Raw genomic sequence first — 23,884 nt, 5'->3', positions numbered from 1 at the left:
TGCCCACCCCTTGGGCAGCGGCGCAATATGCTTTCAAAATTCTTGCTGAAACCCTGCGATTCGCCAATTGGCACGGCTTTTGATTGGTGCAAGATGGCGGGACACCGCACCGACTCGACGGCGAACCGGACAGGCCGACCTGATCCGGCTCGATGCGCAAGGGGCGGCGGCCAGCCCAAAGGGGGACGAGAAGCGTGAAGAAGATTGAGGCGATCATCAAGCCGTTCAAGCTCGACGAAGTGAAGGAAGCGCTGCACGAAGTCGGTGTCAGCGGCATCACCGTCACCGAGGCCAAGGGCTTCGGTCGGCAGAAGGGTCACACCGAACTGTATCGCGGTGCCGAATATGTCGTCGACTTTCTGCCCAAGGTGAAGCTCGAAGTCATCGTCGAGGATTCGATGGCCGAACGCGTGGTGGAGGCGATCGCAGCCGCCGCGCAGACCGGCCGCATCGGCGATGGCAAAATCTTCGTCATCCCGGTCGAGACCGCGCTGCGGATCCGGACCGGCGAACGCAACGAGGACGCGCTCTAAATTCTCCGCACTTTTCGAAAACCCGAAAACCCCCGGCACGCCGGACCATTTCGCAAGAAGGAAGCATAGACGATGGCTACGAAGCCCAAGGATATCATCGCGCGGATCAAGGAAAACGACATCGAGTGGGTCGACCTGCGCTTCACCGACCCCAAGGGCAAGTGGCAGCACCTCACCATGGTCGCCTCGGTCCTCGGCGAGGACGAACTCGAAGACGGGCTGATGTTCGACGGCTCGTCGATCGAAGGCTGGAAGGCGATCAACGAATCCGACATGATCCTGATGCCCGACCTCGACGCGGTCTATGACGATCCCTTTTCGGCGACCCCGATGCTCGTGATCTTCTGCGACATCGTCGAACCGTCGACCGGCGAAGGCTATGCCCGCGACCCGCGCACCACCGCGAAGCGCGCCGAGGCCTATGTCGCCTCGACCGGCATCGGCGACACCGTCTATGTCGGCCCCGAAGCCGAATTCTTCATGTTCGACGACGTCCGTTTCGAAACCGGCTACAACAAGTCGGGCTTCGAGATCGACGATATCGAACTGCCGACCAACACCGGCCGCAGCTATGAAGGCGGCAACCTCGGCCACCGTCCGCGCGCCAAGGGCGGCTATTTCCCCGTCGCGCCGGTCGACAGCGCCGTCGACATCCGCGCCGAGATGGTCTCGACCATGCTCGAACTCGGCCTGCCGTGCGACAAGCACCACCATGAGGTCGCCGCGGCGCAGCACGAGCTCGGCCTGACCTTCGGCACGCTGACCGAAACCGCCGACCGCATGCAGATTTACAAATATGTCGTCCACCAGGTCGCCCATGCTTATGGCAAGACCGCGACCTTCATGCCCAAGCCGATCAAGGACGACAACGGCAGCGGCATGCACACGCACATCTCGATCTGGGAAAAGGGCAAGCCGCTCTTCGCCGGCAACGGCTATGCGGGCCTCAGCGACATGTGCCTCTATTTCATCGGCGGCGTCGTCAAGCATGCCAAGGCCTTGAACGCCTTCACCAACCCGACGACGAACAGCTACAAGCGCCTCGTCCCCGGCTTCGAAGCCCCGGTGCTGCTCGCCTATTCGAGCCGCAACCGTTCGGCCTCGTGCCGCATCCCCTATGGTGCGGGCGCCAAGTCGAAGCGCGTCGAATTCCGCTTCCCCGACGCGATGGCCAACCCCTATCTCTGCTATTCGGCGCTGCTGATGGCGGGCCTCGACGGCATTCAGAACAAGATCCACCCGGGCGACCCGATGGACAAGAATCTCTACGACCTGCCGCCCGAGGAACTGGCCGAAGTCCCGACCGTCTGCGGAAGCTTGCGCGAAGCGCTCGACGCGCTGCTCGCCGACCATGACTTCCTGCTCAAGGGCGACGTCTTCACCAAGGACCAGATCGAAGCCTATGTCGAACTGAAGTGGGACGAGGTCTATCGCGTCGAACAGACCCCGAGCCCGGTCGAGTTCGACATGTACTACAGCGCCTGATCCACGCGATCAGCGTTGCCAAGGGGGGCGCCCGGTTCGGGGGGACCGGGCGCCCTTATTGTTCGTGGTGCGAGCGGCGCAACGGAGAATGTCGGCGTTGGGGTGGGAAGCGGACATTGCAGCTTTCTTACTTTGTCATCCCCGCGAAAGCGGGGACCCAGAGCGTCCGTTAGCTGGCCCATCCCTGGCTTCCCGCTTTCGCGGGAATGACAATGTGAGAGATGAGGCAGCAATCGATCGCTCGCTACCGTTCCAAAAGGGCCAAGCCGACAGCCCCGACCTTATTTGGTTCACCTAAAGGCGCAAAGGCACGAAGAGGCTGGCCCGCGGCCGCCCGCTCCCCGAAATCCTATTTCGTCACGCAACCCGCCCTACCCCCTTTCCTAATTTACCCCGCCATGCTTCAAACTGGCAGATGACCGACCCGACTCGCCCAACCACCATTCTCGAGGGCACTATCCTCGCCTTCGCCCCCGTGCCGCAGCAACGGCGCCGCGCCGATGGCTGGACCCCGCTGACGCAGGAACGCTTCATCCGCGCGCTCGAGGCGATGGGGTCCATCGGCGCCGCCGCGAAAGCCGTCGGGATGAGCCGCCGTTCGGCCTATAAATTGCGTGATCGCGACGGTGCCGACGGCTTCGCGCACGCCTGGGACCGGGCGCTCGATCTCGGGCGCGGGCGGATGTTCGACTATGCGATGGACCGCGCGCTCAATGGCATCACCACGGTACGCATCCTTCGCGGCGGCGCCGTCGATGTGACCGGAGGCCCCGACATGGCGCTCGTCCACGCCGCGCTGCGCGAACCCGCCGCGCCCGTTAAGGGCACAAAGGGCACAGAATGAAGCCGCCGACCGGGGGCCTTTGTGACCTTAAGGAGGTACAGAGTTCATCTCGCCGTTTCTTTTCCCGCCGCCCGTCATTGCAAAGACATTGGTAACCGCCATGATCCAAGCTAGATGAACGCGATCAGGGGGAGTATTGTTCGTGCGTTCGATTGCCGTTTTTCTTGCTGGGACCTGTCTGGCGCTCGCCGCGCCCGCTTTCGCGGCGGACGCGCCGCTCTATTCGGCGCCCGCCGAATGGGTGGTGCAAAACGGCGGACCGTTGCCCGCGGGCGATGCCGCGACGCCCTGGCTGCTCAGCGACCAACAGATATTGATCGAGGCCGACAAGCGCTCGACCTTCAGCGACCATGCCTTTCGCATCCAGTCGGCCGACGCGCTGCGCAACTGGAATGACCTGCAGTTCGTCTGGCACCCCGACCGCGACGACCTGATCGTCCACAGGCTCCAGATCGTGCGTGGCGGCGCGACGATCGACCTGCTCGCGCAGGGCCTCAAGCTCACCGTGCTGCGCCGCGAAAAGGATTTCGAGCAGAAGACGATCGACGGGCTGCTGACCGGCACCGCGGCGATCGAGGATCTGCGCGTCGGCGACATCGTCCGTTTCTCGGCGACGATCGTCGAGCGCAGCGACGTGCTGGCCGACAACAGCGAGGCGATGGTCGACGTCGAGGCGAAGCCGGCGTCGATCGCGCAAGGGTCGGTGCGCGTACTGTGGCCGCAGGGCCTGCCGATCAAATGGAAGGCGTTCGGCAAGGGCATCGCCCCGGTCGAACAGGACCAGGGCGGCTATCATAGCCTCACCCAGGCGCAGCCGGTGATCAAGCAGGACGAGATGCCCGAAGATGCGCCGCTGCGCTTCAAACGGTCGCCGGGCCTGGAATTTTCGACCTTCGCCACGTGGAACGACCTGTCGCGCACCACCGCGCCGCTCTATGCGACAAAGGGCACGATCAAGGAGGGCGGCACGCTCGCCGCCGAGATCGACAAGATCGCCCGGGCGAACCGCGACCCGAAGGCGCGGACCGCCGCCGCGCTCGCTTTCGTCCAGAACGAAATCCGCTATCTCTACAACGGCCTCGCCAACGGCAATTATGTGCCACAGACGCCCGAGCAGACCTGGACGCTGCGCTACGGCGACTGCAAGGCCAAGACGCTGCTGCTGCTCGCAGTTCTCGACCGGCTCGGCATCGACGCGCAGCCCGCGTTCGTCAGTTCGCAGCTCGGCAACCTCCTACCCACCCGCCTGCCCGCGCTCGGCGCCTTCGACCATGTCGTCGTCCAGGCGCGGATCGACGGCACCGACTATTGGCTCGACGGCACGACCGCTGGCGTCCATATCGACGACCTCGCCGACGTGCCGCCCTTCGGCTACGTCCTGCCGGTCGCGGCGGCGGGGCACGACCTGCTGCCCTTGCCTGTGCGGAAACCGGCGCGGCCCGATTTTTCGTTGAGCCTGACCTATGACCAGTCGGCGGGCCTCGCCTTTCCGCCGCTTTTCGACCTCTCCTTCACGATGCGCGGCGAACTCGCGGCGCGGATCGGCGGCATGAAGGATCAGACGACGCCGGAACAACTGCGCAGCCTTACCCGCCGGGCGCTCGGCAGCTTCATCGAGGGCGGTACGATCCATACCCGGTCGATCGAATTCGACGAGGCACGGGGGATCGCGACCATCCGCGCGTCGGGTATCGGCAGCCAGCCATGGTCCCGCGACGAGCCGCGCGCCTATGTCAATCTCGACGGGCTGGTCGCCGATTTCGAGATCAAGGCCGACCGCACCCGCGCCGCATGGCGCGACATCCCGCTCGCCGGGGCCGCGCCGAGCCTCATCGTGCAGAAACTCACGCTAAAGCTGCCGCCGCGCCCCGGCTATACGATCGAAGGCGATACCGCCGCCGACCTGACGATCGCCGGCATCGGCATGCGGCGCGAGGCGAAGCTGGCCGGCAACCGGCTCGATCAGACCGAGACGATCTGGAACAGCGGTGCCGAGATCGCGGCGAACCAATTGCCCGCCGCACGCGCGCAGGTCGCCGCCGCCAAGCAGCGCGAATTCATCCTCCGCGCCCCCGCAGGCTTCCCTTCGCCCGCCGAGGAAATCGCCGCCGCCAAGAAGGACAAGCGCCTCGGGCCGCTGCTCGCCGCCTATCAAAAGGCGATCGACGACGATCCCGACGCGGTCGCCGGCTATCTGAATCGCGCCACCTTCAACATCGACATTTTCGAACCGCGCGCCGCGCTGGCCGACCTTGACGAGGCGATCCGGCGCGAGGGCGACGCGAGTGCCTATCTCAGCCGCTCGAGCGTTCATTTCCAGCTCGGCGAATTCGAAAAGGCGCTCGTCGACGTCGACGAGGCGCTGGCACTCGACCCGGCGTCCGAAGACGCGCTGGGGTGGAAGGTGGCGACTTTGGGGGAGATGGAGCGCTTTGACGAAGCGATCGCGCTCGCCGATGATCAGATGTCGCTCGCCAAGGACAAGCGCGGCTGGACGACGACCAAGGCCGACCTGCTCGGCAAGGCGGGCCGCGCCGAAGAGGGGATATCGCTGCTCACCGCCGCGCTCGCCGACCGGCCCGGCGATTCGAGCCTGCTCAACCAGATGTGCTGGCTCAAGGGCACGCGGTCGATCCAGCTCGACACCGCGCTCAAGGATTGCACACGTGCGATCGAACTCACCGACACGCCGGCATCGGTGCTCGATAGCCGTGCGATGGTCTTCTATCGCCTCGGGCGGATGGAGGAGGCGCGCGCCGACCTCGATGCCGCGCTCAAGATCAGCCCCGACCTGCCCGCCTCGCTGTTCATGCGCGCGATTGTCCGGCTGCGGGATAACGACCGCGAAGGCGCGCAGGCCGACCTCGCGCTGGCCCGGCTACAGCATGGGCGGATCGATGCCGAATATGCGGGCTACGGGATCAAGCCCTGACCGGCCTATCGGACCATCATCCCCCGCCGCCCGATCGCGACGAACGATCCGAGCAAGAGCGCGGCGGCGGGTATGGTCACCACGTCGACCGGCGTCAGCCGCACGCCGAGACCCAGGAAATCGGCGGCGCCCCACAGCGACAGGACGATCCAGCTCAGATAAAAGGCCCAGGATGCACCCTCGAGCCCGAGTTGACGGCCGAGTTCGTCGAACCGGTCGCGCCACAGCCAGCTGACCAGTGCGCCGCCCGCCAGCATCAGCGCCAGCACCGCGAAGGCGACGCCGGCGGGGACGAGGCCGGCCGCGAAATCGGGGCCGCGGGCGACCGCGAGCAGCACCAGCGTCGCGCCGAGCAGCGCCATGACGATGGTCGAAAAGAGCAGGTTGGTGCGATCGTCGCGCAGCTCGTCGGCATCGGCGACATTGAGCACTTTGGCCCCGGCGCGCGGCGCCGCGACGCCGAACCCCACCATCGCCGCCATCAGCAAATAGACGAGCCCGACCCCGGCGAGCGCGATTCGCGACGGCCCCATCGCGTCGAGCAGGTCGGTGCCCGCCAGCGCCAGCACGCCCGACATCGCCGCCGCGCCGACCAGCGCGCCCATCGCCGTGCTCATGGCCGTCTTGCGCCACTTGCCGCGTCCATCCTTTGCCAGGGCCATCGTCATCATTCCTTCTCCGGCGTCCAGTGATCGATAAACAACACCCGCACCTCGACCCCGAACAGGGTCGCCATGCGCAGCGCGAGCGGCAGGCTGGGGTCATATTTGTCGGTCTCGACCGCGTTGATCGTCTGCCGCGAAACCTGCAGCCGGCGTGCCAGCTCGCCCTGGCTCCACCCCGCCGCTTCGCGATGATCGCGCACCCGATTTTCCAACGACCATCCTCTCGCCTGTCAAGAGCTCTTTACAGCGATCAACACCAGCCTGTCAAACACTCTTTACAGGCCACGCTTACGCTTTCCTAACCCGCCGCTGCTACATCGGGCGCAGGGCGAACAGGGGGCACAGTCCATGATGCGGAAAATCACGGTGATCGCGGCACTGCTGCTGCTCGCGGGCTGCGGCAAGGCGCTCGAGCTGGTCAATCAGACGCGAGTCGTCGCGGCGCCGCGCGAAGAAGTGTTCAAGAAAATGTTCGGCGACGGCACCGACACCGGGCTGCCGCTGGTCACCAACGGCGGTTCGACCAAGCTTTACGAGCTGGTGGTCGAAAAGGGCGATCCCGAATGGTCGGCGGTCGTCCCCAAACAGCGCCCCGACGCCTACAAGATCAAATATGCGGTCGCGATGGAAATCCCGCGCGAAATGCACATCCTCTACAGCATCGACGACGGTGCAGTGACCACCGGCCTCAAATTCACCCTCGAGGAACTGGCGCCCGACAAGACGCGGGTCGTCTTCCACGTCGACGAGCTGAAGGGCCATGATACCGAGGGCCTCGCGGTCAACACCGCAAAGCTGCATGCGATCGCCTATGAGGCGCTGAAAAAGCTCAAGGATTTCGACGAGGTCAAGGAACCCGCCTGACGCGGACTTGCGGCGCGGGACATCGCACGCCACTATGCGGCTCCCCCCTCAGGAGCCTCCTTCATGAAATCCTTGCCGCTTGCCGCCTTCCTCGCCGCGTCGCTCGTGCTCGCCCCTGCGGCACAGGCGAAATTGTCGAAGGCCGAAGCGGCCATGGCGAAGACGGTCACCGCCGAGCAGGAACGCTCGATCGCGCTGCTCGAAAAGCTCGTCAACCAGAATAGCGGCTCGCTGAACCTCGCCGGCGTCGAAAAGGTCGCGGTGATGATGCGCGCCGAACTCGAACCGCTGGGTTTCACGGTCACCTGGAAACCGACGCCGGAAACGAAGCGCGCCGGCCATCTGATCGCGGTCCACAAGGGCAAGCAGGGCAATAAACGCCTCCTGCTCATCGCCCATCTCGACACCGTTTTCGAACCCGATTCGCCGTTCCAGGCCTTCACCCGCAAGGGCGATATGGGCGAAGGGCCCGGCGCGGGCGACGACAAGGGCGGCATGGTCGTCATCGTCGCGGCGCTGCGCGCGATGAAGGCGGCGGGAACGCTCAAGGACGCCAATATCGAAATCCATATGACCGGCGACGAGGAAGACGCCGGCGATCCGATCGAGAAAGCGCGCGCCGACCTGGTCGAAGCGGGCAAACGCAGCGACGTCGCGCTCGATTTTGAGGGGCTGGTGCGCGATGGCGGCGCCGACATGGGATCGATCGCGCGGCGCTCGTCGGAAAGCTGGACCGTCACCGCGACCGGCAAGTCGGCGCACAGCTCGGGCATCTTCAGCGCCGCGGCGGGCGACGGCGCTATCTATGAACTCACCCGCATCATCGCGCGTTTCCGCACTGAACTCCCCGAACCGAACCTGACCTTCAACGTCGGGCTGATCGCGGGCGGGCAGGACGCGACCCTCGACGCGGGCGGCATCCGCGCGACCGCCAACGGCAAGACCAACATCATTCCGCCGATCGCGATCGCACGCGGCGATTTGCGCACTTTGTCCGCCGAACAGGCGACGCGGGTGAAAGCAAAGATGGCGGCGATCGTCGCCGAGCACGCCCCCGGCACCGGCGCGAAGCTGAGCTTTGACCCCGGCGGTTACCCGCCGATGGCGCCGACCGACGGCAACCGCGCGCTGCTGGGCAAGCTCAACAGCGTGAACCGCGACCTCGGGCTGGCCGAGATGGCGGCGCTCGATCCGCTCAAGCGCGGCGCCGGCGACATCAGCTTCGTCGCCGCCGATGTCGACGGGCTCGCGGGCCTCGGCCCCTATTCGACCGGCGACCATGCGCCGGGCGAGGCCGTCGACCTGCCGAGCATCGAGCGGCAGGCGACCCGCGCAGCGATCCTGATGTCGCGCCTCGCCGCCGAAAAGCGCTGACCGCGCCAAATTTAGCGCCAGACCGCGCTTGATTCATTCGCCGCCGTCATTAGGTAGCAATCCGATACGTATCCGGAACCGCCGATGGGAGAGAGAAAATGAGCAACTTCGAAACGCACCTGAAACAAAATTACATCGGCGGCCAGTGGGTCGACAGCCAGGGCGGCAAGGAACATCAGGTCATCAGCCCTTCGACCGAGGAAGCCACGACGACGATCGTGCTCGGCACCGCCGCCGACGTCGACGCCGCAGTCGAAGCTGCGAAAAAGGCCTTCGTCAGCTTCTCGCAGACCAGCCGCGAGGAACGGCTCGACCTGCTGAACCGCATCGTCGAGGAATATAAGAAGCGCATCCCCGACCTCGCCAAGTCGATGGCCGCCGAAATGGGCGCACCCGTCAGCTTCGCCGCCGCCGCACAGGCCCCCGCCGGACTCGGCGGTTTCCTCGGCACCATCGCCGCGCTGAAGGACTTCCAGTTCAAGGAACAGCATGGCGCCAACACCGTCGTCTATGAACCGATGGGCGTCGTCGGCATGATCACCCCGTGGAACTGGCCGCTCAACCAGATCGCGCTCAAGGTCGCCCCGGCGCTCGCCGGTGGCAACTGCATGGTGCTGAAACCCTCGGAAGAATGCCCGGGCAACGCGACCATCTTCGCCGAAATCCTCGACGCTGCGGGCGTACCCCCGGGCGTGTTCAACCTCGTGCAGGGTGACGGCCCGACCGTGGGCAATGCGATCTCGTCGCACCCCGGCATCGAAATGGTCAGCTTCACCGGCTCGACCCGCGCCGGCATCCTCGTGGCGAAGGCAGCCGCCGACACGGTCAAGCGCGTCCATCAGGAACTCGGCGGCAAGTCGCCGAACCTCGTCCTGCCCGACGCCGACCTCGCCGCCGTGCTGCCCCCGACGGTGCAGGGCGTGCTGATCAACACCGGCCAGAGCTGCATCGCGCCGACTCGCATCCTCGTCCAGAAGGAGCGCGAGGCCGAAGCGATCGGGGTCATCAAGGCGATGTTCGACGGCACCTCGGTCGGCGATCCGATGACCGAAGGCGGTCACATCGGCCCCGTCGTCAACAAGGCGCAATTCGACAAGATCCAGGGCCTGATCCAGTCGGCGATCGACGAGGGCGCGACGCTCGAAACCGGTGGCACCGGCCTGCCGGCCAACGTCAACCGCGGCTATTATATCAAGCCCACCGTCTTCTCGGGCGTCACCCCGAACATGCGCATCGCCAACGAGGAAGTGTTCGGCCCCGTCGCCACCGTCATGGCCTATGACACGCTCGACGAAGCGATCGCGGTCGCCAACGACACCGAATATGGCCTGTCGGCGGTGATCTCGGGCGACCCCGCCAAGGCCGCCGACGTCGCTCCGAAACTGCGCGCCGGCATGGTCGCGGTGAACAATTGGGGTCCCGCCCCGGGCGCGCCGTTCGGCGGCTACAAGGCGTCGGGCAACGGCCGCGAAGGCGGGTTGTTCGGCCTCAAGGACTTCATGGAGATCAAGGCGATCAGCGGCATTCCGGCGTAAGTCGAAAAAATCCTCCCTGCGGCGAAGCCGTGGGGAGGGGGGACCGCCGCGAAGCGGTGGTGGAGGGGCCAGCGACGCCTGCGCCAAGGCCCCTCCGTCAGCCGCTACGCGGCTGCCACCTCCCCATCGCTTCGCGACAGGGAGGATTGAAGACCCCTCCCTGTCGGGGAGGGGTTTTTCTTTGCCTCCCGGAAAGCTACACGCACCCCCATCATGACCAGCCGCTCTCCGCTCGCCCCCGCCGCCTTTCCCGCGCTCCCCGCCATCGCCGGCGTCACCCTTCGCGTCGCGCGCGCGCAGTACAAGAATTGGGACCGCTGCGACCTCACTTATGTCGAACTCACGCCGGGCACGACCGTCGCGGGCGTCTTCACGCGCAATGTCTGCTGCTCGTCCGAAGTCGAACTCGGCCGCGAACAGGTCAAGGATGGTTCGGCCCGCGCCCTTATCGTCAACGCCGGCAACAGCAACGCCTTCACCGGCTATCGCGGGCGCGAGGCGGTTGAACAGATCATGGGCCAGGTCGCCGACCATCTCGGCTGCGCACCGACCGACATCTTCGTCAGCTCGACCGGCGTCATCGGCGTGCCGCTGCCCAAGGACAGGGCGCGCGCCGGGGTCGATGCCGCGCTCACCGCGGAACCCTGCACATGGGAAGCCGCCGCCGAAACCATCTGCACCACCGACACCTTCGCCAAGGGCTCGGCCGCGAGCGCCGTCATCGGCGACCGCACCGTGCAGGTCGCGGGCATCGTCAAGGGATCGGGCATGATCGCACCCGACATGGCGACGATGCTCGGTTACATCTTCACCGACGCTGCGGTCGCGCCCGCGCTGCTGCAGGCGATGCTGACCGAAGCGACCGGCCCCAGCTTCAACAGCATCACCGTCGACAGCGACACCTCGACCAGCGACACCGTGCTGCTCTTCGCCACCGGTCAGGCGGGCAATGTGCCCCTCCAATCATGGGACGACGCCGGCGCCGACGCGCTCTACGCGGCGATCCGGCAGGTCTCGCTCGACCTCGCGCAGCAAGTCGTGCGCGACGGCGAAGGCGCGTCGAAATTCATCGAGATCGAGGTCAGCGGCGCGGCCGACGATCACAGCGCCAAGCGCGTCGCGCTCGCCATCGCCAACTCACCGCTCGTGAAGACCGCGATCGCGGGCGAGGACGCGAACTGGGGCCGCGTCGTGATGGCGGTGGGCAAGGCGGGCGAACCCGCCGACCGCGACCGGCTCGCGATCCGCTTCGGCGACCATTGGGTTGCGAAACAGGGCCTGCCCGTCGACGGCTATGACGAAGCGCCCGTCGCGGCACATCTCAAAGGTCTGGAGGTGCGCATCGGCGCCGACCTCGGCCTCGGCGACGGCCGCGCGACGGTGTGGACCTGCGACCTGACGCACGGTTACATCAGCATCAACGCTGATTATCGGAGCTGAGGCCATGCTGACGATCTGGGGCCGCCTCAATTCGCACAATGTGAAGAAGGTCGCCTGGTTCGCGGTCGAACTCGGCATCGATTTCGTTCGCCACGACGTCGGCGGCGCGTTCGGCATGGACGCCGCCTATCGCGCCAAAAATCCCAATGCGCTGATCCCGACGATCGACGACGGCGACGTGACGCTGTGGGAATCGAACGCGATCCTGCGCTACCTCGCGGCAAAGCATGGCGGGACGCGCTTCTGGCCGGCCGATCCCGCAGCGCGCGCGGTGGGCGACAAATGGATGGACTGGCAGGCGGGCTATGCCGACGCGCAGCGCGACGCCTTCATCAATCTCGTCCGCAAGGCGCCCGAGGATCGCGACCCGGCCGCGATCGCCGCCTCGGCGAAGCGCTGCGCCGCACAGATGGCGATCCTCGACACCGCGCTCGCGCGCGCGCCTTGGCTGTCGGGGGACGATTTCGGTGTCGGCGACATTCCGATGGGCGTCTACACCCACACTTGGTTTTCGCTCGCCATCGAGCGGCCCTCGCTACCGCATGTCGAGGACTGGTACGCGCGGATCAGGGAACGCCCGGGCTATGCCGAACAGGTGATGATCCCGCTGACCTGAGGATATTTACACTCGTCATTGCGAGCGAAGCAATCCAGGGCCATTTACGCCGACTCTGGATTGCCGCGTCGCTTCGCTCCTCGCAATGACGGAAAAGGTCTAGAGCGCGCTTTCGAGCCAGCCCTTGAGGGCGCTCTTCGGCGCCGCGCCGACCTTCGTGTCGGCGATCTCGCCATTCTTGAACAGGATCATCGTCGGGATGCCGCGCACGCCATATTTGCCCGGCGCATCGGGATGATCGTCGATGTTGAGCTTGGCGATCACCACCTTGCCCGCGAGTTCGTCCGAAATCTCTTCGAGCGAAGGGCCGATCATCTTGCACGGGCCGCACCATTCGGCCCAGAAATCGACGAGCACGGGCGTCTCGCTGTCGAGGACGTCGGCCTGGAAGCTAGCGTCGGTAATCGCTTTGGTACCCATCTAAGGTCTCCTGAAAATCTGCTTGGTCCCAAGCTAGGCAGTCGGCGCGTCCGGCTCAAGTCCTCAACCCGGCAAATTCGCCTTGGTTGCCAGCAAGCCCGGCTTGTGCGGCGCCAGCACCGCATCGTCGAGCGAGATCAGCGTCGGCCCCGCGGTGTAGAGCAAGGCCGCCGCAACCCGCCGCCCAGGGAAGATCACCGCGAGCGCATCGCGATAGGCCGCCATCTGCCGAAGGTACGCCGGCGCGACCTCGCCCGCCGACGCCGGCACATGCCGCCCGGTCTTGTAATCGACAACCGTCACCAGATCGCCCGTCACCAGCAGCCGGTCGACGATCCCCGCGACCACTGCGCCCTCGACCACCGCCGACAGCGGCACTTCGGCGAGCGATCCGGTTCCGAAGATCACGGCATGCTCCGGATCCTCAATCACCGCCAGCACCTCGTCTACCAGCGCGCCATGCGCTGCCGCATCGAGGTCGGGCGCCTGCACCCCCAGCCAGTGCAGCGCCGCCGCGCGCCGCCGCGCCGGGGCGACCGGCGGCAACCGCTCGAAGAGCGAATGGAGGAGCAATCCGCGCGACACCGCATCGGCGCGTAGCGTCCCCTGCGGCGGCACCGCGACATCGTCGTCGCCCAGCGCCGACGGCGCCAGCGGTCGCGGCGGCCGCGCCTCATCGGGGGCGGGTCGCTGCGCCCAGTCGGGAACGACCACCGGCGCGACGACCGGCCCCTTCGCCTTCGCCGGGCGCGCCCATTTCTTCGCCTGCACCGCATGGACGCGCTTCTGCCCCCAGCGCGGCCCGGCATCCTCCCAGCCGAGCCCCATGCCCTCCATCACCGCATCGACCGCGCCGTGCCAATTGTTATCGGGCAGCGTCCGATCGGCGGTCTTGGTGATGCCCGTGACGACCAGCAATTCTTCAGCGCGCGTCATCGCGACATAGAGCAGCCGCCAATGCTCCTGCAGCTCGGCACGCGCCTTCGCATCATGCGCCTCGGCGACCTTGCCGTAACGCTCCTCCTTGCCGAGCGCGAAGGCCGGCAATTTGTCCCAGCCGTTCAGCGACAGGTCGAAGCTCAGCCGTTTCGACGCCGGATCGTCGGTCGCATCGGCAAGGATGACGATCGGCGCCTGCAACCCCTTCGACCCGTGGACGGTCATCACGCGCACGACGTCGCTGCGCGCCTCGGTCTGGCGCTTGATGTCGGCGGTGCTCGCGTCGATCCGCGCCAGGAAGCCGAGCAGCGACGGCACCTCGAGCCGCTCAAAGGCCAGCGCCTGCGCGAGCAGTTCGTCGATCGGGTCGCGCGCCTCGCGCCCCAGCCGCGCATAGAGTTTGCGCCGCCCGTCGATCGGCCCCGACAGGACCCGATCGAGGAAGCGGAAGGGCGTGGTGAAATCGGCCATGCCGAGCAGCTCGCCAAGCGCCGTCATCGTTTCTGCCGGAACCTCGTCGCGGCGGTCCCGCAAGACCGCCCATAAAGACGACGTCCGCCCATGGGCAAAACCGAACAAGGCCTCCTGCGACCAGCCAAACAAAGGCGAGACGAGCAAAGCCGAAAGGTTGAGGTCGTCGAGCGGCTGTACCGCAAAGCGCATCGCCGCGAGCAGGTCCTGCACGGCGAGCGGCTGGGTCAGCGCGAAGCGGTCGACGCCCGCGACCGGCACATGGCGCGACTGGAGCCGCGCGACGATCCGCGCCGCAAGGTCGCGGCGCCGCCGCACGAGGATCAGCACATCGCCCGGCGCGACGCTGCGCCCGTCCTTGCCGTTGGCGATCCAGTCCTGCACCTCGTCGGCGATCGCGCGCGACAGCCGCAGGCTCGCGGGATCGCTCGCGGCGGCGAGGCTGTCGGCGCTCGGCGCGCCTTCGCCGTCCTCACTCTCGGCCTCGACCGCCTCCTCCTCGTCGGCGATATCGAGCGCCTTGCCCACCGGCAGCGGCTGCCACAGCTCGACCCGCCCCGGATGCGCACTCTTGAAAGGCAGCGGCTGTTTTTCACCGCTGTCGAGCCCCATCAATTCGGTCGCGCCTGCTGCGATCCATTGGTCCACCACGTCGAGCACGGCGGGACTCGATCGGTAATTGGTGACCAGATCAACACCCTTGAAGGGCCGCTCGCCCTCAGCCGCGCGCTGACTGAAGCGCAGCCGCGCCGCCTCGAACGCCGCGGGCTCGGTGCCCTGGAAACCAAAAATCGCCTGCTTGCGGTCGCCGACGGTGAACATCGTGCGGACTCGTTCGTCCTTCGCGCCCTGCCCGGCAAAAAATTCCTCGGCCAATGACAGGATGATCGCCCACTGCCGCGCATTAGTGTCCTGCGCCTCGTCGACCAAAATATGGTCGTTACGCTGGTCGAGCTTGAACCGCACCCAGTCGCCGAAATCGCCGCGCCCGAGCAGGTGCAGCGCGATGCCGATCAGATCGTCGAAATCGGCGAGCCCCGCTGCGCGCTTGGCGAGCGCATAGGCCTCGGCAAAGCGGCTCCCCAAATCCCAGGCGGCGGTGAGGTCGTCGGCGACCGCCATCGCCGCCGCAGTCGCGACCAGCGCATCGACCGCCCCGACGATCCGCCTCGCGGCGCCGAGGCAATCGTGCATCTTGCCCGTTTCCTTGGCGAAGTCGGCGCGCAGGTCGCCGGTGCCGGTGACAAAGCAGCCGCGCAGCGCGACAAGCATCGCGCCGCGCGTCGCCACATCGACGCGCGACCAGTCGCCCATCAGTTCGGCGCGCGCCTCGCCGGTCTTGGTGCCCCATGCCCGCCCGCTTGCGGCGACCGCCGCGATATCGGCATCGGCAACCAGCCCGTGCTCGAGCGCCGCAATCTGAAAGGCCGCCGGATCGCCCTGCGGCAGCCCCAGCGCGTCGCGCACATCGCCCGCCTTCGGGGACAGGCGCGGCTGGTTGGCGGCACCGAAACTGCCCGCGCAGCGCACCAGAAAAGCGATCGCGGCATCCTGCCCCATCCGCCGCGCCAGCATCGCCGCGACGCCGCGCATCGCATCGCCATCGCCATCGCCATCCTTCTGCCCGAGCAATTTGCCCAGCACCTCGCGCTGCAACGCGCTCGCCTCGTTATCCTCCAGCGGACGGAACCCCGGCAGGATTTTCGCTTCCAATGGAAAGCTCGCAAGCAGGGTCTGGCAGAAACTGTGGATCGTCTGGACCCGGATCGCGCCGCCGGGGCTGTCGATCACCGTCGCGAACAAGGAGCGCGCGCGATCGATGATCCCCGCCGCGTCCCAATCGGCGCCCAATGCGCGCAGGTCGAGCCGCAAATCGCCGTCGTCCATGCGCACCCACAGGGCCAGCCGCTCGTGGATGCGGTGCGCCATTTCGGCGGCCCCCGCCTTGGTGAAGGTGATGCACAGGATCGCCTCGGGCGACACGCCGCCAAGCATCAGCCGCAGCACCCGCGCCGACAGCACCTGCGTCTTGCCCGTGCCCGCCGACGCGCCGAGCCAGACATGATCGTCGGGGTTCGCGGCGGCGCTCTGGCCGGGATCGAGATCGAACAGCCGCGTCATGCCGCGCCCCCGTCGTCGCGCCCGAACCACTCGTCGCGCCGCATCAGCTGATCGAAATCGCTGTACCGCTTCGCGGCATCGCCGGGAACGAAGGGTTCGGCGCCGAGCAGGAAGCGTGTCGTCAGGTCGGCGAGCGCTTCGGCCGCGCGTTCGACAGCTTCTTCCGCACTCTTCAGCTCGCGCCGCGAACCATGCGTCGCCGACACCTTGCCCTCTTCGCCCTTCGCGCGGTCGCGCTTCAGGCTCCAATATTCAAGGGCTCCGACCGGCGCCGCGTCGAGTCCGTCGGCCTGCCCCGCCTCGGCGATCAGCCCGAGCAGGCCGAGCTGGTTGTCGAGACCCGCCGCCGCCGCGGTGCCCGACGGCGCCGAACCGCTCTTATAATCGACAATCGCGAGGCTGCCGTCGGCGAGCTGGTCGATGCGGTCGGCCTTGCCGTGCAGCCGGATGCCATCGACGACAATCGCGCCCTTCACCTCGCTTGCGACCGGCCAGCGCTTGTCGCGTTCGGCCCAGACGCGCTCCGCCGCCCAGCGCAGCGACGGTATTATGCGCGGCAACCAGAAGGCGCGCGCCAGCGCATCGAGCGCCGGATCGGCGGAGAGCGCCGCCAGTTCCTTTTCCAGTGCCCCCTCGGTCATCCCGGCGCGCTGCCAATCCTCGAGCAATGCATGCACGCGCGTCCCGAACCATTTGGCGTCGGGGCCCTGGCTCAGCGCATCGAGCGCGCTCAGCCGCAAGATCTTCGCCGCGTAAAAGGCAAAGGGATCGCGCGCGAGCTGGTCGACCCCGGTGACGCTGATCGCATCGGGCCGCGCGTCGGCAGGCGGCGAAAATTCGGGGCGCGGCGCGGGTTCGGGATCGCCCGGGGGCACATCGAGCAATGCGGCCAGCCCTGCGACCACTTGCCCGCCGATTTGCGCTTCGGGCAGGTCGCCCGCGAGTGCGCTCAACCGCAGCCAGAAACGCGACGCGACCGCGGGGTCGCCGCCGCTGCGCAAAGCGCGCGTCACCACCACCTTGGCCGCGGCGAGCGCCCCGGCGAAATCGTGCGCCGCCATGCCCTGCTGCCGCTCGGGCGCCCCGAGGCCGAGCAGACGGCGGATGCCCGGCGCGAGCCAGGGATCGGGGGTGACCGCCGGCGGCCAGCGCCCTTCGTCGAGCCCGCCCAATATCATCACATCGGCGCGCTGCAGCCGCGCCTCGAGCAGCCCCCAGATAAACAGCCGGGGATGCCCGCCATAGGGCGGCCTTACGCTCTCGCCGCCGAGCAGGTCGGCGAGCATCGTGGGAAAATCGCTCGGCGCGACGAGCGCCAGCCCCGCTCCTTTTGCCAGCACCCACCGGTCGAACAGGTCGGCGAGCTGACGCCCCGCCGGACCCGCCCACACCGCGTCGCCGGTCAGCCAGCCGAGCGCCGCCTGCAGCGCAGCGAGCAGGGTCGTCGGCGGCACCGCGGTTCCGGCGCTGAGCGGTGCAAGATGCACACCCAGCCCCGCGACCAGTTCGCCCCACCAGTCGTGCAGCGCCGCCGCCGCGCCATGCCCGCGCGCCTTGCTGTCGGCGGCGAGCAGCGCGAGGCGCACCGACACCCCGTCCCAGCCCGGGGTCAGCCCCGGCTCGCGCAGCAGCAGGTCGAGCCGCCGCACCTGGTCGAGCCAGGCCAAGCGCGCCTCGCCCTTGCGCACCAGCGGGTGGCCGAGCACCGTGAGCAGCCGCACGGGGTCGAAGCGCGCCGCCAGCTCGGCGAGCCCGAGCAGCAAGGTTCCCGGCGGCAGCTTCGCCAGCGGCCGCCCCGCGCTGTCGTCGACCGCAATGTCCCAGCGCGCCAGCGCGCTCGCGACGCGTTCGGCCAGCGCTCGGTCGGGGGTGACCAGCGCCGCGGTGCGCCCCGGCGTCTCGACCGCGGCGCGCATCATCAGCGCGATGCCCTGCGCCTCCTGCCCGTCGTCGGCGAACACCGCGCCCGACAGCCCGGCGATCTCGGCGCCAAGGTCGGTCTTGTCCTGCCAGCGCGCGGTGTAGGCGGCGGGCGCGAAGAGCAAGGACACGAAACCGGCGCGCGCCTCGGGTCCGTCGAACGCCGACACGCCCTCCCACGTCCGCACCTCGCCGCGCGCAACGCCCATGCGCCCGAGCAGCAGTTTCAGATGATATTGCGGATGCGTCTCCAGCGGCCGCGCCGGATTATCGGGGTCGGCGGCGACCGGCCCCAGCGCTTCCCATTCTTCCTCCGCCATGCCGAGGTCGAGCCCCGGCAGCACGACCATGCCGCGCTCCATGTCGGCGACGGTGCGGAGCAGCCGGACGATCGCCGGCGCGGCGGTGGTGATCCCCGCCGCGACGACGAAGCGCGCCGGCAGCGCGACGCGCCAGCCGTGGCTGACCCGGTCGAGCAGGCGGTTGCGCCGCTCGGCGCGGTCGATCATCCCCGCGCGCTTGAGTTCGGCGGGCCAATGCTCGACGAGCAGCCGCAGCCGCTCCCACGACGCCTGCCAATGCTGCGCGAGGTCGCCGAGCACCGCCGCGATCTCGCCGAGCCGCGCGGGCGCGACCTCCTCATAATGGAGCTGATCGATCACGCGCCCCAGCCCTTCGGCGAGTTGGAAGGCCGCCGCGCCGGTGATCGCCTCCTCGCCCGCCGGGCGGTGTTTCTCGATCAGCGCGGCGAGCATCAATCGTCGCCGCAGCGCATCGATCGCCGGCGGCAGCGCGCCGCTCTCGTCGATCGGGTCGAGCGCCAGCGCAACCTCTTCGTCGAGGTCGGCATCGCCGATCACGACAAGCCGCGGCATCAGCAGGCCTTGCCCGCCCGCGCGCACGAACGCCGCCTGTACCCCGCTGCGTGCGCGGTTGCTCGGCAACAGGATCAGCCCCTCGGCGAGCCCCAGCGCACCGTCGGCGAAGCGCGCGATCAGTCCGGCGACGAGCGCGTCGGAAAAGGCCCGCTGGACCGGGATCGAAAAGACCGTCGGCTTGGCGTCAGCCATCCGTCAGCGCGGCTTCGGTCGGTCCGATGCTCGCCGGGGTGCCGACGTCGAACCATTGGCCCATGTGCGACAGGCCGTAGAGCCGCCGCGCCGCGATCGCGCGGTCCCAGAAGATGTTGGTCGAAAACGGCCCTTCGGGCGCATCGACGAGCAGCCGCCGCGACACCAGCTGGACGCCGGTATAGACGAAGGGCGCGATACGGCCGGGCTTGCGGCGCGACAATTGCCCATTGGGGTCCATATGGAAATCGCCGCGCCCGCCGTGCCCCGTCGCACTTGCCTGGCGGATCACCAGCAGCAGCGCGTCCATGCGTTCGCTATCCCAGTGGCGCGCGAGTTGCGCAATGCTGTCCTGCGGCCCGTCGGTCCAGATATTGTCGCTGTTGACGATCAGGATCGGGTCGCCGGTCAGTTGCGGCAGCGCCTTCATCATGCCGCCGCCGGTTTCGAGCAGCCAGTCGCGTTCGTCCGAAATCGCGATGGTGAAATTGCGCTTCTGCGCCGCGAGATGCGCTTCGAGGGCGTCGGCTAGATAGTGGACGTTGACCACTACGTGGGGAATCCCGGCGGCTTCGATCCGGTCGAGGCTGTGGTCGATCAGCGGCTTGCCGGCGACGCGGACCAGCGGCTTGGGCCGGGTGGCGGTGAGGGGGCGCATGCGTTTGCCCAGCCCCGCCGCCATCACCATCGCGCTCTCGATCTTCGCGGTCATGCCCCGAATTCTTCCCACGCCGCCGCGCGCTTGTCGGCGGGGATATTCTCGTCGAACCAGGCCCGCACCGGGGCGAGCGCAGGGTGCGCGAGGTCGCGTTCGAGCAGCCCCCACATGCGCGGCTGGAACTGGCGATACCCCGGCTTGCCGTCGCGTTTCCACAACCGCACGAAGACGCCCAGAATGCGCGTGTTGCGCTGCGCCGCGAGCGCCCAATAGGCGTTTTCGATGCCGGTCCCGGTGGCGCCCTGGTAGCGCGCGAGCATCGCCGCCTCGACCGCCGGGGTCACGTCGCGCCGCGCATCCTCGAGCACCGAGGCCAGATCATAGGCGGGATGACCGATCAGCGCGTCCTGGAAATCGAGCAGGCCGTAATGCGCGACGCCCGTCTGTCCGGCGACGAGCATGATATTCTCGGCATGGAAATCGCGCAGCACGGTGACACGCGGCAGGCCGTCGTTTTCGACCGGCAGCAGCGCCGCCTCCCACGCCGCGCGAAACGCGTCGCGGTCGACGTCGAGGTCCAGCGCCGGGCAATACCAGTCGGCGAACAGCATGACCTCGTCGATCCATTGATCGAGCCCATGCACCGGCAGGTCCGCCATCGGTGGTTGCGCGTGCAAATGGACGAGCAAATCGGTCACCCCGGCATAATGCGCCATCTCGTCCTGCGGCGCCGCGTCGACGGTTTCGCGCAGCCGGACGTCGCCGAAATCCTCGATCAGCAGCAGCCCCTGCTCCAGGTCGCGCGCGATGATCGTCGGCGCATTCAACCCCTGCTCACACAGATATTCGGCGATCGCGATGAACGGGCGCGAGTCTTCCTGTTGTGGCGGCGCGTCCATCAGCACCGCTTGGCGGCCTTCGCCGACGACACGGAAATAGCGCCGGAACGACGCATCGCCCGCAAGCGGCAATATCTGCGCGTCGCCCCAGCCATGCGCGGCGAGGAAGGCGGGCGCATGGGGGGGCGGAATCATCGGAGCGGCCATCGGCTCCCCCAAGACGTCGGCACCGCGGCTGTCAAGACGCGCGCGTCGCCGCTTCCCGAAATCGTCAGTGCCAGCGCACCGGCCCAGCCCGTCTGGCCCAGCCGGTCGGGCCATTCGATCAGCAGCGCGCCGTCATGAACATAGTCGTCGAGGCCGAGTTCGATCAGCTCGTCCTCGTCCTCGATCCGGTAGAGATCGACATGCGCGATCGGCAAGTCGACCTCGGGCGGCGCATAGGGCTGGACGATCGCAAAGGTCGGGCTCGGCGCCTCGCCAGCCAGCCCGCGCGCCTTGAGCATCGCGCGCGCCAGCGTCGTCTTGCCCGCGCCGAGATCGCCCGACAACAGCACGACGTCGCCGGGGATCAGCGCCAATCCGATCGCCGCACCGATCCGCTCGGCTTCGGCGAGGCTGTAGTCGGTACGGAAGCTCATGCGCCGCGCGGCAGACTTACGCGGACCAGCGTCCCCTGGCCCTTTTCGCTCACCACCTCCATCGTGCCGCCGTGCGCGGCGACGAGCTGGCGAGCAAGCGCGAGGCCGATGCCGCCGCTCTGGGTCCCCGCCTGCTGGCCCTTGGTCACCGCCGCGACCGCATCGGGCATCCCAGGGCCATTGTCGGACACGATGATATCGACACCCTTCGCATCGCCATCGGCGTGAAGGAGTACGCGTCCGCCCTTCTTGCGGCTCGGCGCGGTATAGCGGACCGCGTTGTCGAGCAGCCCCGCGACCAGCCGCGACAGCCGCGCGGCGTCGCCTTCGATGCTGCCGAGCGCCGCCGAGATATTGCCGACCAGTTCGACCCCCTCGGCCGCGGCAAAGGGTTTGGCCTCAGCCAGCGCGCCAGCGAGCAGCGCCGCGACGTCGACCGGCGCGCGCTCGACCGCGAGCGTGCCCGCCTCACCCTGCGCGAGGTCGAGCACATTGTCGATCTGGCGCCCGAGAACGCCAACCGATTCCATGATCGCATCGACATAGGCCTGCTGCCCTTCGGCGAGCTTGCCGGCATAACCCGCCTGCAACATCTCGCCAAAGCCGCCGATCGAGGTCAGCGGCGTGCGCAGCTCGTAACTCATCCGCGACAGGAAGGCGGTCTTGACCTTGTCGGCGGCCTCGAGCGCTTCATTGCGTTCGCGCAGCGCAGATTCCATCTTCCGGTTGTCGCTGACGTCGAGCATGATCAGCAAGGCATTGCCGTCGGGCAGCGGGATCGCGGCGAAGTCGAAATGGCGCCCGTCCTTGAACCGGATCTCACCGACGCGCTGCGTCCGCTCCAGCGTCGCGGCACGGATCACCTCCTGCACGATGCTGATCTGGTTCGGCTTGGCCAGCCAGTCGGCCAGTCCACCCATCAGCGTATCGACGCGCGGATGCGCCGCCAGCGTCGGCTCGTCGACCCCCCACAGGCGGCGGAATCGTTGGTTCCACAGGTGCAGCCGCCCGTCGGGGGCGAACACCGCCACCGCCTCGAACAGATTGTCGAAGGTCGCGGTGCGCACGCGCAGCAAGGTGTCACGCGCCCCGGCGAGTTGGACCTGCTCGGTGCGGTCCTCGGCGATCAGCAACAACCCGCCGTCGGGGGTCGGCTGGGCGACGACGCGCAGATGCGTCCCGTCGCGCAGCAGCCACTCCTCCTCACTCGCCTCCGCCTGCGCGAACCAGTCGACATGCGCCTGCCGCCATTCGGGATAATCGCGCACCTCGGGGGTCCGCCCGGCGTCGCGCCAGGCGTCGAGCAGCCGCGCGAGGGCCGGCGTTTCGGCGATCGCGTCGGCGTCGAGGTCGAACATGCGGCGGAACGGCTGGTTCGCGAAGATCAGGCCCTGGTCGGGGCCGAACTGCGCGACCGCCGCCGACAACCGGTCGAGCAATTCGCGCTGCGTCTCGGCAAAGCGGCGGTGCGCGCCGCGCTCGCTCTCCAGCTCCTGCACGTCGATCGCATAGCCCGCGACCCCGATCGGCTTGCCGCCCGCCGGGGTCAGCGGCACGTCGACGACGCGCATGATCCGCCGCTCGCCCGCGATCGTCACCGGCACGGTGCGCATTTGCGCCGCCCCGGCGGTGCGCGCCGCCTGCGCCGCTTCGCCCGCGCTTACCCCGGCGACGGGTTCGAGCAGTTCGATCCCCTGGTCGATCACGACATCGGCGCTCTTCGCCTCGACCGCATTCACATAGGCCTGGTTGACCAGCGCCAGTTCGAGCCGCGGGTCGCGGAACCACATCGGAAAGGGCGCGACCTCGATCAGCCCCGACAGCGCCTCGAACGCCGCCATCGCCTCGTCGCGTTCGGACTTGAGCGCGATCTGCGACGACAGGCTTTCGGTCGCATCATCGAGCCACAACAGCACGCTGCCCGACCCGCCGATCGCCGCCGGAGCCGGACCGCCATGGACCAGAATCGTGCGCGAGCCGCCTTGCGGGCGCAGGCTCATCGTGAAGGGTTTGGCGCCGCGCTGCGCGCCGAGGATCGCCTGCCGCAGCGCGTCATGGTCGGGGGTTTCGAGGCCCGCGCCCAGCCCGCACAATTCGTCGAAATTGCGGGGGCCGCGTTCGAGCCCCAGCCAGCGGCCGAGCCGCTCGCTCGCCTCGATGCGCCAGTCGCCGCGCACGACGACGGGCAGATAGGGTGAAGCTTCGATCAGGCTCGCCAGCCGCTCGGTCTGCGCCGCGGCAAAGGCCGATCGCCGCTGCATCGCCAGCCCGCGCCCCGCCGCCCAGATGCCGAGCAGCAGCCACAGCGCCGCGAAGCCGCCGAGCGCGAACGTCAGGGTCGGGGACAGCGCGCCGCTCATCCTCCGTCACGCTCCCGCTTTTCCGCCACCGACGCCCTTGCCATGATAGCCAGCCCTAAAGGCGATGGGTGCATGTTTCAATCGCATGTCACAGCGGAACGGCGCGTCCCACCTTCCGATGGGCGCGCCGTCCACAGTTTTCGTCTCATCACGTCGT

18 protein-coding genes are annotated in these 23,884 nt (G+C 67.9%); 9 read left to right on the top strand and 9 right to left on the bottom strand.

From position 1 onward, the window contains the following. Nucleotides 1-194: 194 nt before the first annotated feature. From AC07U1_RS08265 to AC07U1_RS08250, 4 genes are all read left to right on the top strand, one after another. A complete protein-coding gene (locus AC07U1_RS08265) occupies nucleotides 195-533 on the top strand; it encodes a P-II family nitrogen regulator (protein ID WP_037518110.1) in 339 nt (112 codons plus the stop codon). A 72-nt stretch (nucleotides 534-605) separates the two neighbouring features. Further along, nucleotides 606-2,018 (top strand): type I glutamate--ammonia ligase, encoded by a 1,413-nt coding sequence (glnA, locus tag AC07U1_RS08260; protein ID WP_187140990.1) that lies wholly within the window; start codon nucleotides 606-608, stop codon nucleotides 2,016-2,018. A 415-nt stretch (nucleotides 2,019-2,433) separates the two neighbouring features. Then, nucleotides 2,434-2,862 (top strand): hypothetical protein, encoded by a 429-nt coding sequence (locus AC07U1_RS08255; protein WP_495176859.1) that lies wholly within the window; start codon nucleotides 2,434-2,436, stop codon nucleotides 2,860-2,862. 142 nt (nucleotides 2,863-3,004) lie between these two features. Then, a complete protein-coding gene (locus AC07U1_RS08250; RefSeq protein ID WP_495176860.1) occupies nucleotides 3,005-5,794 on the top strand; it encodes a DUF3857 domain-containing protein in 2,790 nt (929 codons plus the stop codon). Nucleotides 5,795-5,799: 5 nt separating this feature from the next. Here the strand turns inward: AC07U1_RS08250 and AC07U1_RS08245 are convergent, their stop codons facing one another. Continuing rightward, entirely contained in the window at nucleotides 5,800-6,456 is a 657-nt protein-coding gene (locus AC07U1_RS08245; RefSeq protein ID WP_156377608.1) for a hypothetical protein, read from the bottom strand. 5 nt (nucleotides 6,457-6,461) lie between these two features. Next, nucleotides 6,462-6,671: a helix-turn-helix transcriptional regulator gene (locus tag AC07U1_RS08240; RefSeq protein WP_056345548.1), complete on the bottom strand. Its 210-nt coding sequence runs from the start codon at nucleotides 6,669-6,671 to the stop codon at nucleotides 6,462-6,464. 136 nt (nucleotides 6,672-6,807) lie between these two features. Here AC07U1_RS08240 and AC07U1_RS08235 point away from each other — a divergent pair, with 136 nt between their 5' ends. The 5 genes from AC07U1_RS08235 (at nucleotide 6,808) to AC07U1_RS08215 (ending at nucleotide 12,288) form a co-directional block, all read left to right on the top strand. Further along, nucleotides 6,808-7,323 (top strand): hypothetical protein, encoded by a 516-nt coding sequence (locus AC07U1_RS08235; protein ID WP_056345545.1) that lies wholly within the window; start codon nucleotides 6,808-6,810, stop codon nucleotides 7,321-7,323. Nucleotides 7,324-7,386: 63 nt separating this feature from the next. Continuing rightward, nucleotides 7,387-8,697, top strand: a complete 1,311-nt coding sequence (locus AC07U1_RS08230; protein ID WP_495176861.1) for a M20/M25/M40 family metallo-hydrolase — start codon at nucleotides 7,387-7,389, stop codon at nucleotides 8,695-8,697. A gap of 98 nt (nucleotides 8,698-8,795) precedes the next feature. Further along, nucleotides 8,796-10,232 carry an aldehyde dehydrogenase family protein gene (locus AC07U1_RS08225; RefSeq protein ID WP_495176862.1) on the top strand — a complete coding sequence of 479 codons (1,437 nt, stop codon included), beginning with the start codon at nucleotides 8,796-8,798 and terminating at the stop codon, nucleotides 10,230-10,232. 213 nt (nucleotides 10,233-10,445) lie between these two features. Next, nucleotides 10,446-11,672 carry a bifunctional glutamate N-acetyltransferase/amino-acid acetyltransferase ArgJ gene (argJ, locus tag AC07U1_RS08220; protein WP_495176863.1) on the top strand — a complete coding sequence of 409 codons (1,227 nt, stop codon included), beginning with the start codon at nucleotides 10,446-10,448 and terminating at the stop codon, nucleotides 11,670-11,672. A 4-nt stretch (nucleotides 11,673-11,676) separates the two neighbouring features. After that, on the top strand, nucleotides 11,677-12,288 hold the full coding sequence (locus AC07U1_RS08215; RefSeq protein WP_495176864.1) for a glutathione S-transferase family protein: 612 nt from the start codon (nucleotides 11,677-11,679) through the stop codon (nucleotides 12,286-12,288). Nucleotides 12,289-12,387: 99 nt separating this feature from the next. On the opposite strand, the gene trxA is transcribed toward AC07U1_RS08215, so the two are convergent. The 7 genes from trxA to AC07U1_RS08180 all read right to left on the bottom strand — a co-directional run bounded on the left by trxA (nucleotide 12,388) and on the right by AC07U1_RS08180 (nucleotide 23,727). Beyond that, nucleotides 12,388-12,708 carry a thioredoxin TrxA gene (gene trxA, locus AC07U1_RS08210; protein WP_495176865.1) on the bottom strand — a complete coding sequence of 107 codons (321 nt, stop codon included), beginning with the start codon at nucleotides 12,706-12,708 and terminating at the stop codon, nucleotides 12,388-12,390. A gap of 63 nt (nucleotides 12,709-12,771) precedes the next feature. Continuing rightward, nucleotides 12,772-16,239: a double-strand break repair helicase AddA gene (gene addA, locus AC07U1_RS08205; protein ID WP_495176866.1), complete on the bottom strand. Its 3,468-nt coding sequence runs from the start codon at nucleotides 16,237-16,239 to the stop codon at nucleotides 12,772-12,774. After that, nucleotides 16,236-19,229, bottom strand: a complete 2,994-nt coding sequence (addB, locus tag AC07U1_RS08200; protein WP_495176867.1) for a double-strand break repair protein AddB — start codon at nucleotides 19,227-19,229, stop codon at nucleotides 16,236-16,238. The genes addA and addB overlap by 4 nt, the downstream gene beginning before the upstream one ends. Continuing rightward, complete coding sequence (locus tag AC07U1_RS08195) at nucleotides 19,222-19,941, bottom strand: nucleotidyltransferase family protein (RefSeq protein WP_495176868.1); 720 nt, start codon at nucleotides 19,939-19,941, stop codon at nucleotides 19,222-19,224. Before AC07U1_RS08195 ends, addB begins: the two co-directional genes overlap by 8 nt. Then, entirely contained in the window at nucleotides 19,938-20,933 is a 996-nt protein-coding gene (locus tag AC07U1_RS08190) for an aminoglycoside phosphotransferase family protein (protein ID WP_495197680.1), read from the bottom strand. The genes AC07U1_RS08195 and AC07U1_RS08190 overlap by 4 nt, the downstream gene beginning before the upstream one ends. Next, a complete protein-coding gene (gene tsaE, locus AC07U1_RS08185) occupies nucleotides 20,918-21,367 on the bottom strand; it encodes a tRNA (adenosine(37)-N6)-threonylcarbamoyltransferase complex ATPase subunit type 1 TsaE (RefSeq protein WP_056345519.1) in 450 nt (149 codons plus the stop codon). The genes AC07U1_RS08190 and tsaE overlap by 16 nt, the downstream gene beginning before the upstream one ends. Next, nucleotides 21,364-23,727: a PAS domain-containing sensor histidine kinase gene (locus AC07U1_RS08180; protein WP_495176870.1), complete on the bottom strand. Its 2,364-nt coding sequence runs from the start codon at nucleotides 23,725-23,727 to the stop codon at nucleotides 21,364-21,366. The genes tsaE and AC07U1_RS08180 overlap by 4 nt, the downstream gene beginning before the upstream one ends. Nucleotides 23,728-23,884: the final 157 nt, after the last annotated feature.

This window comes from Sphingopyxis sp. GW821-FHT02C12 (assembly GCF_059421785.1).
Note: the sequence above shows the minus strand (reverse complement) of the source record. Positions and strands in the feature narration are given on the sequence as shown.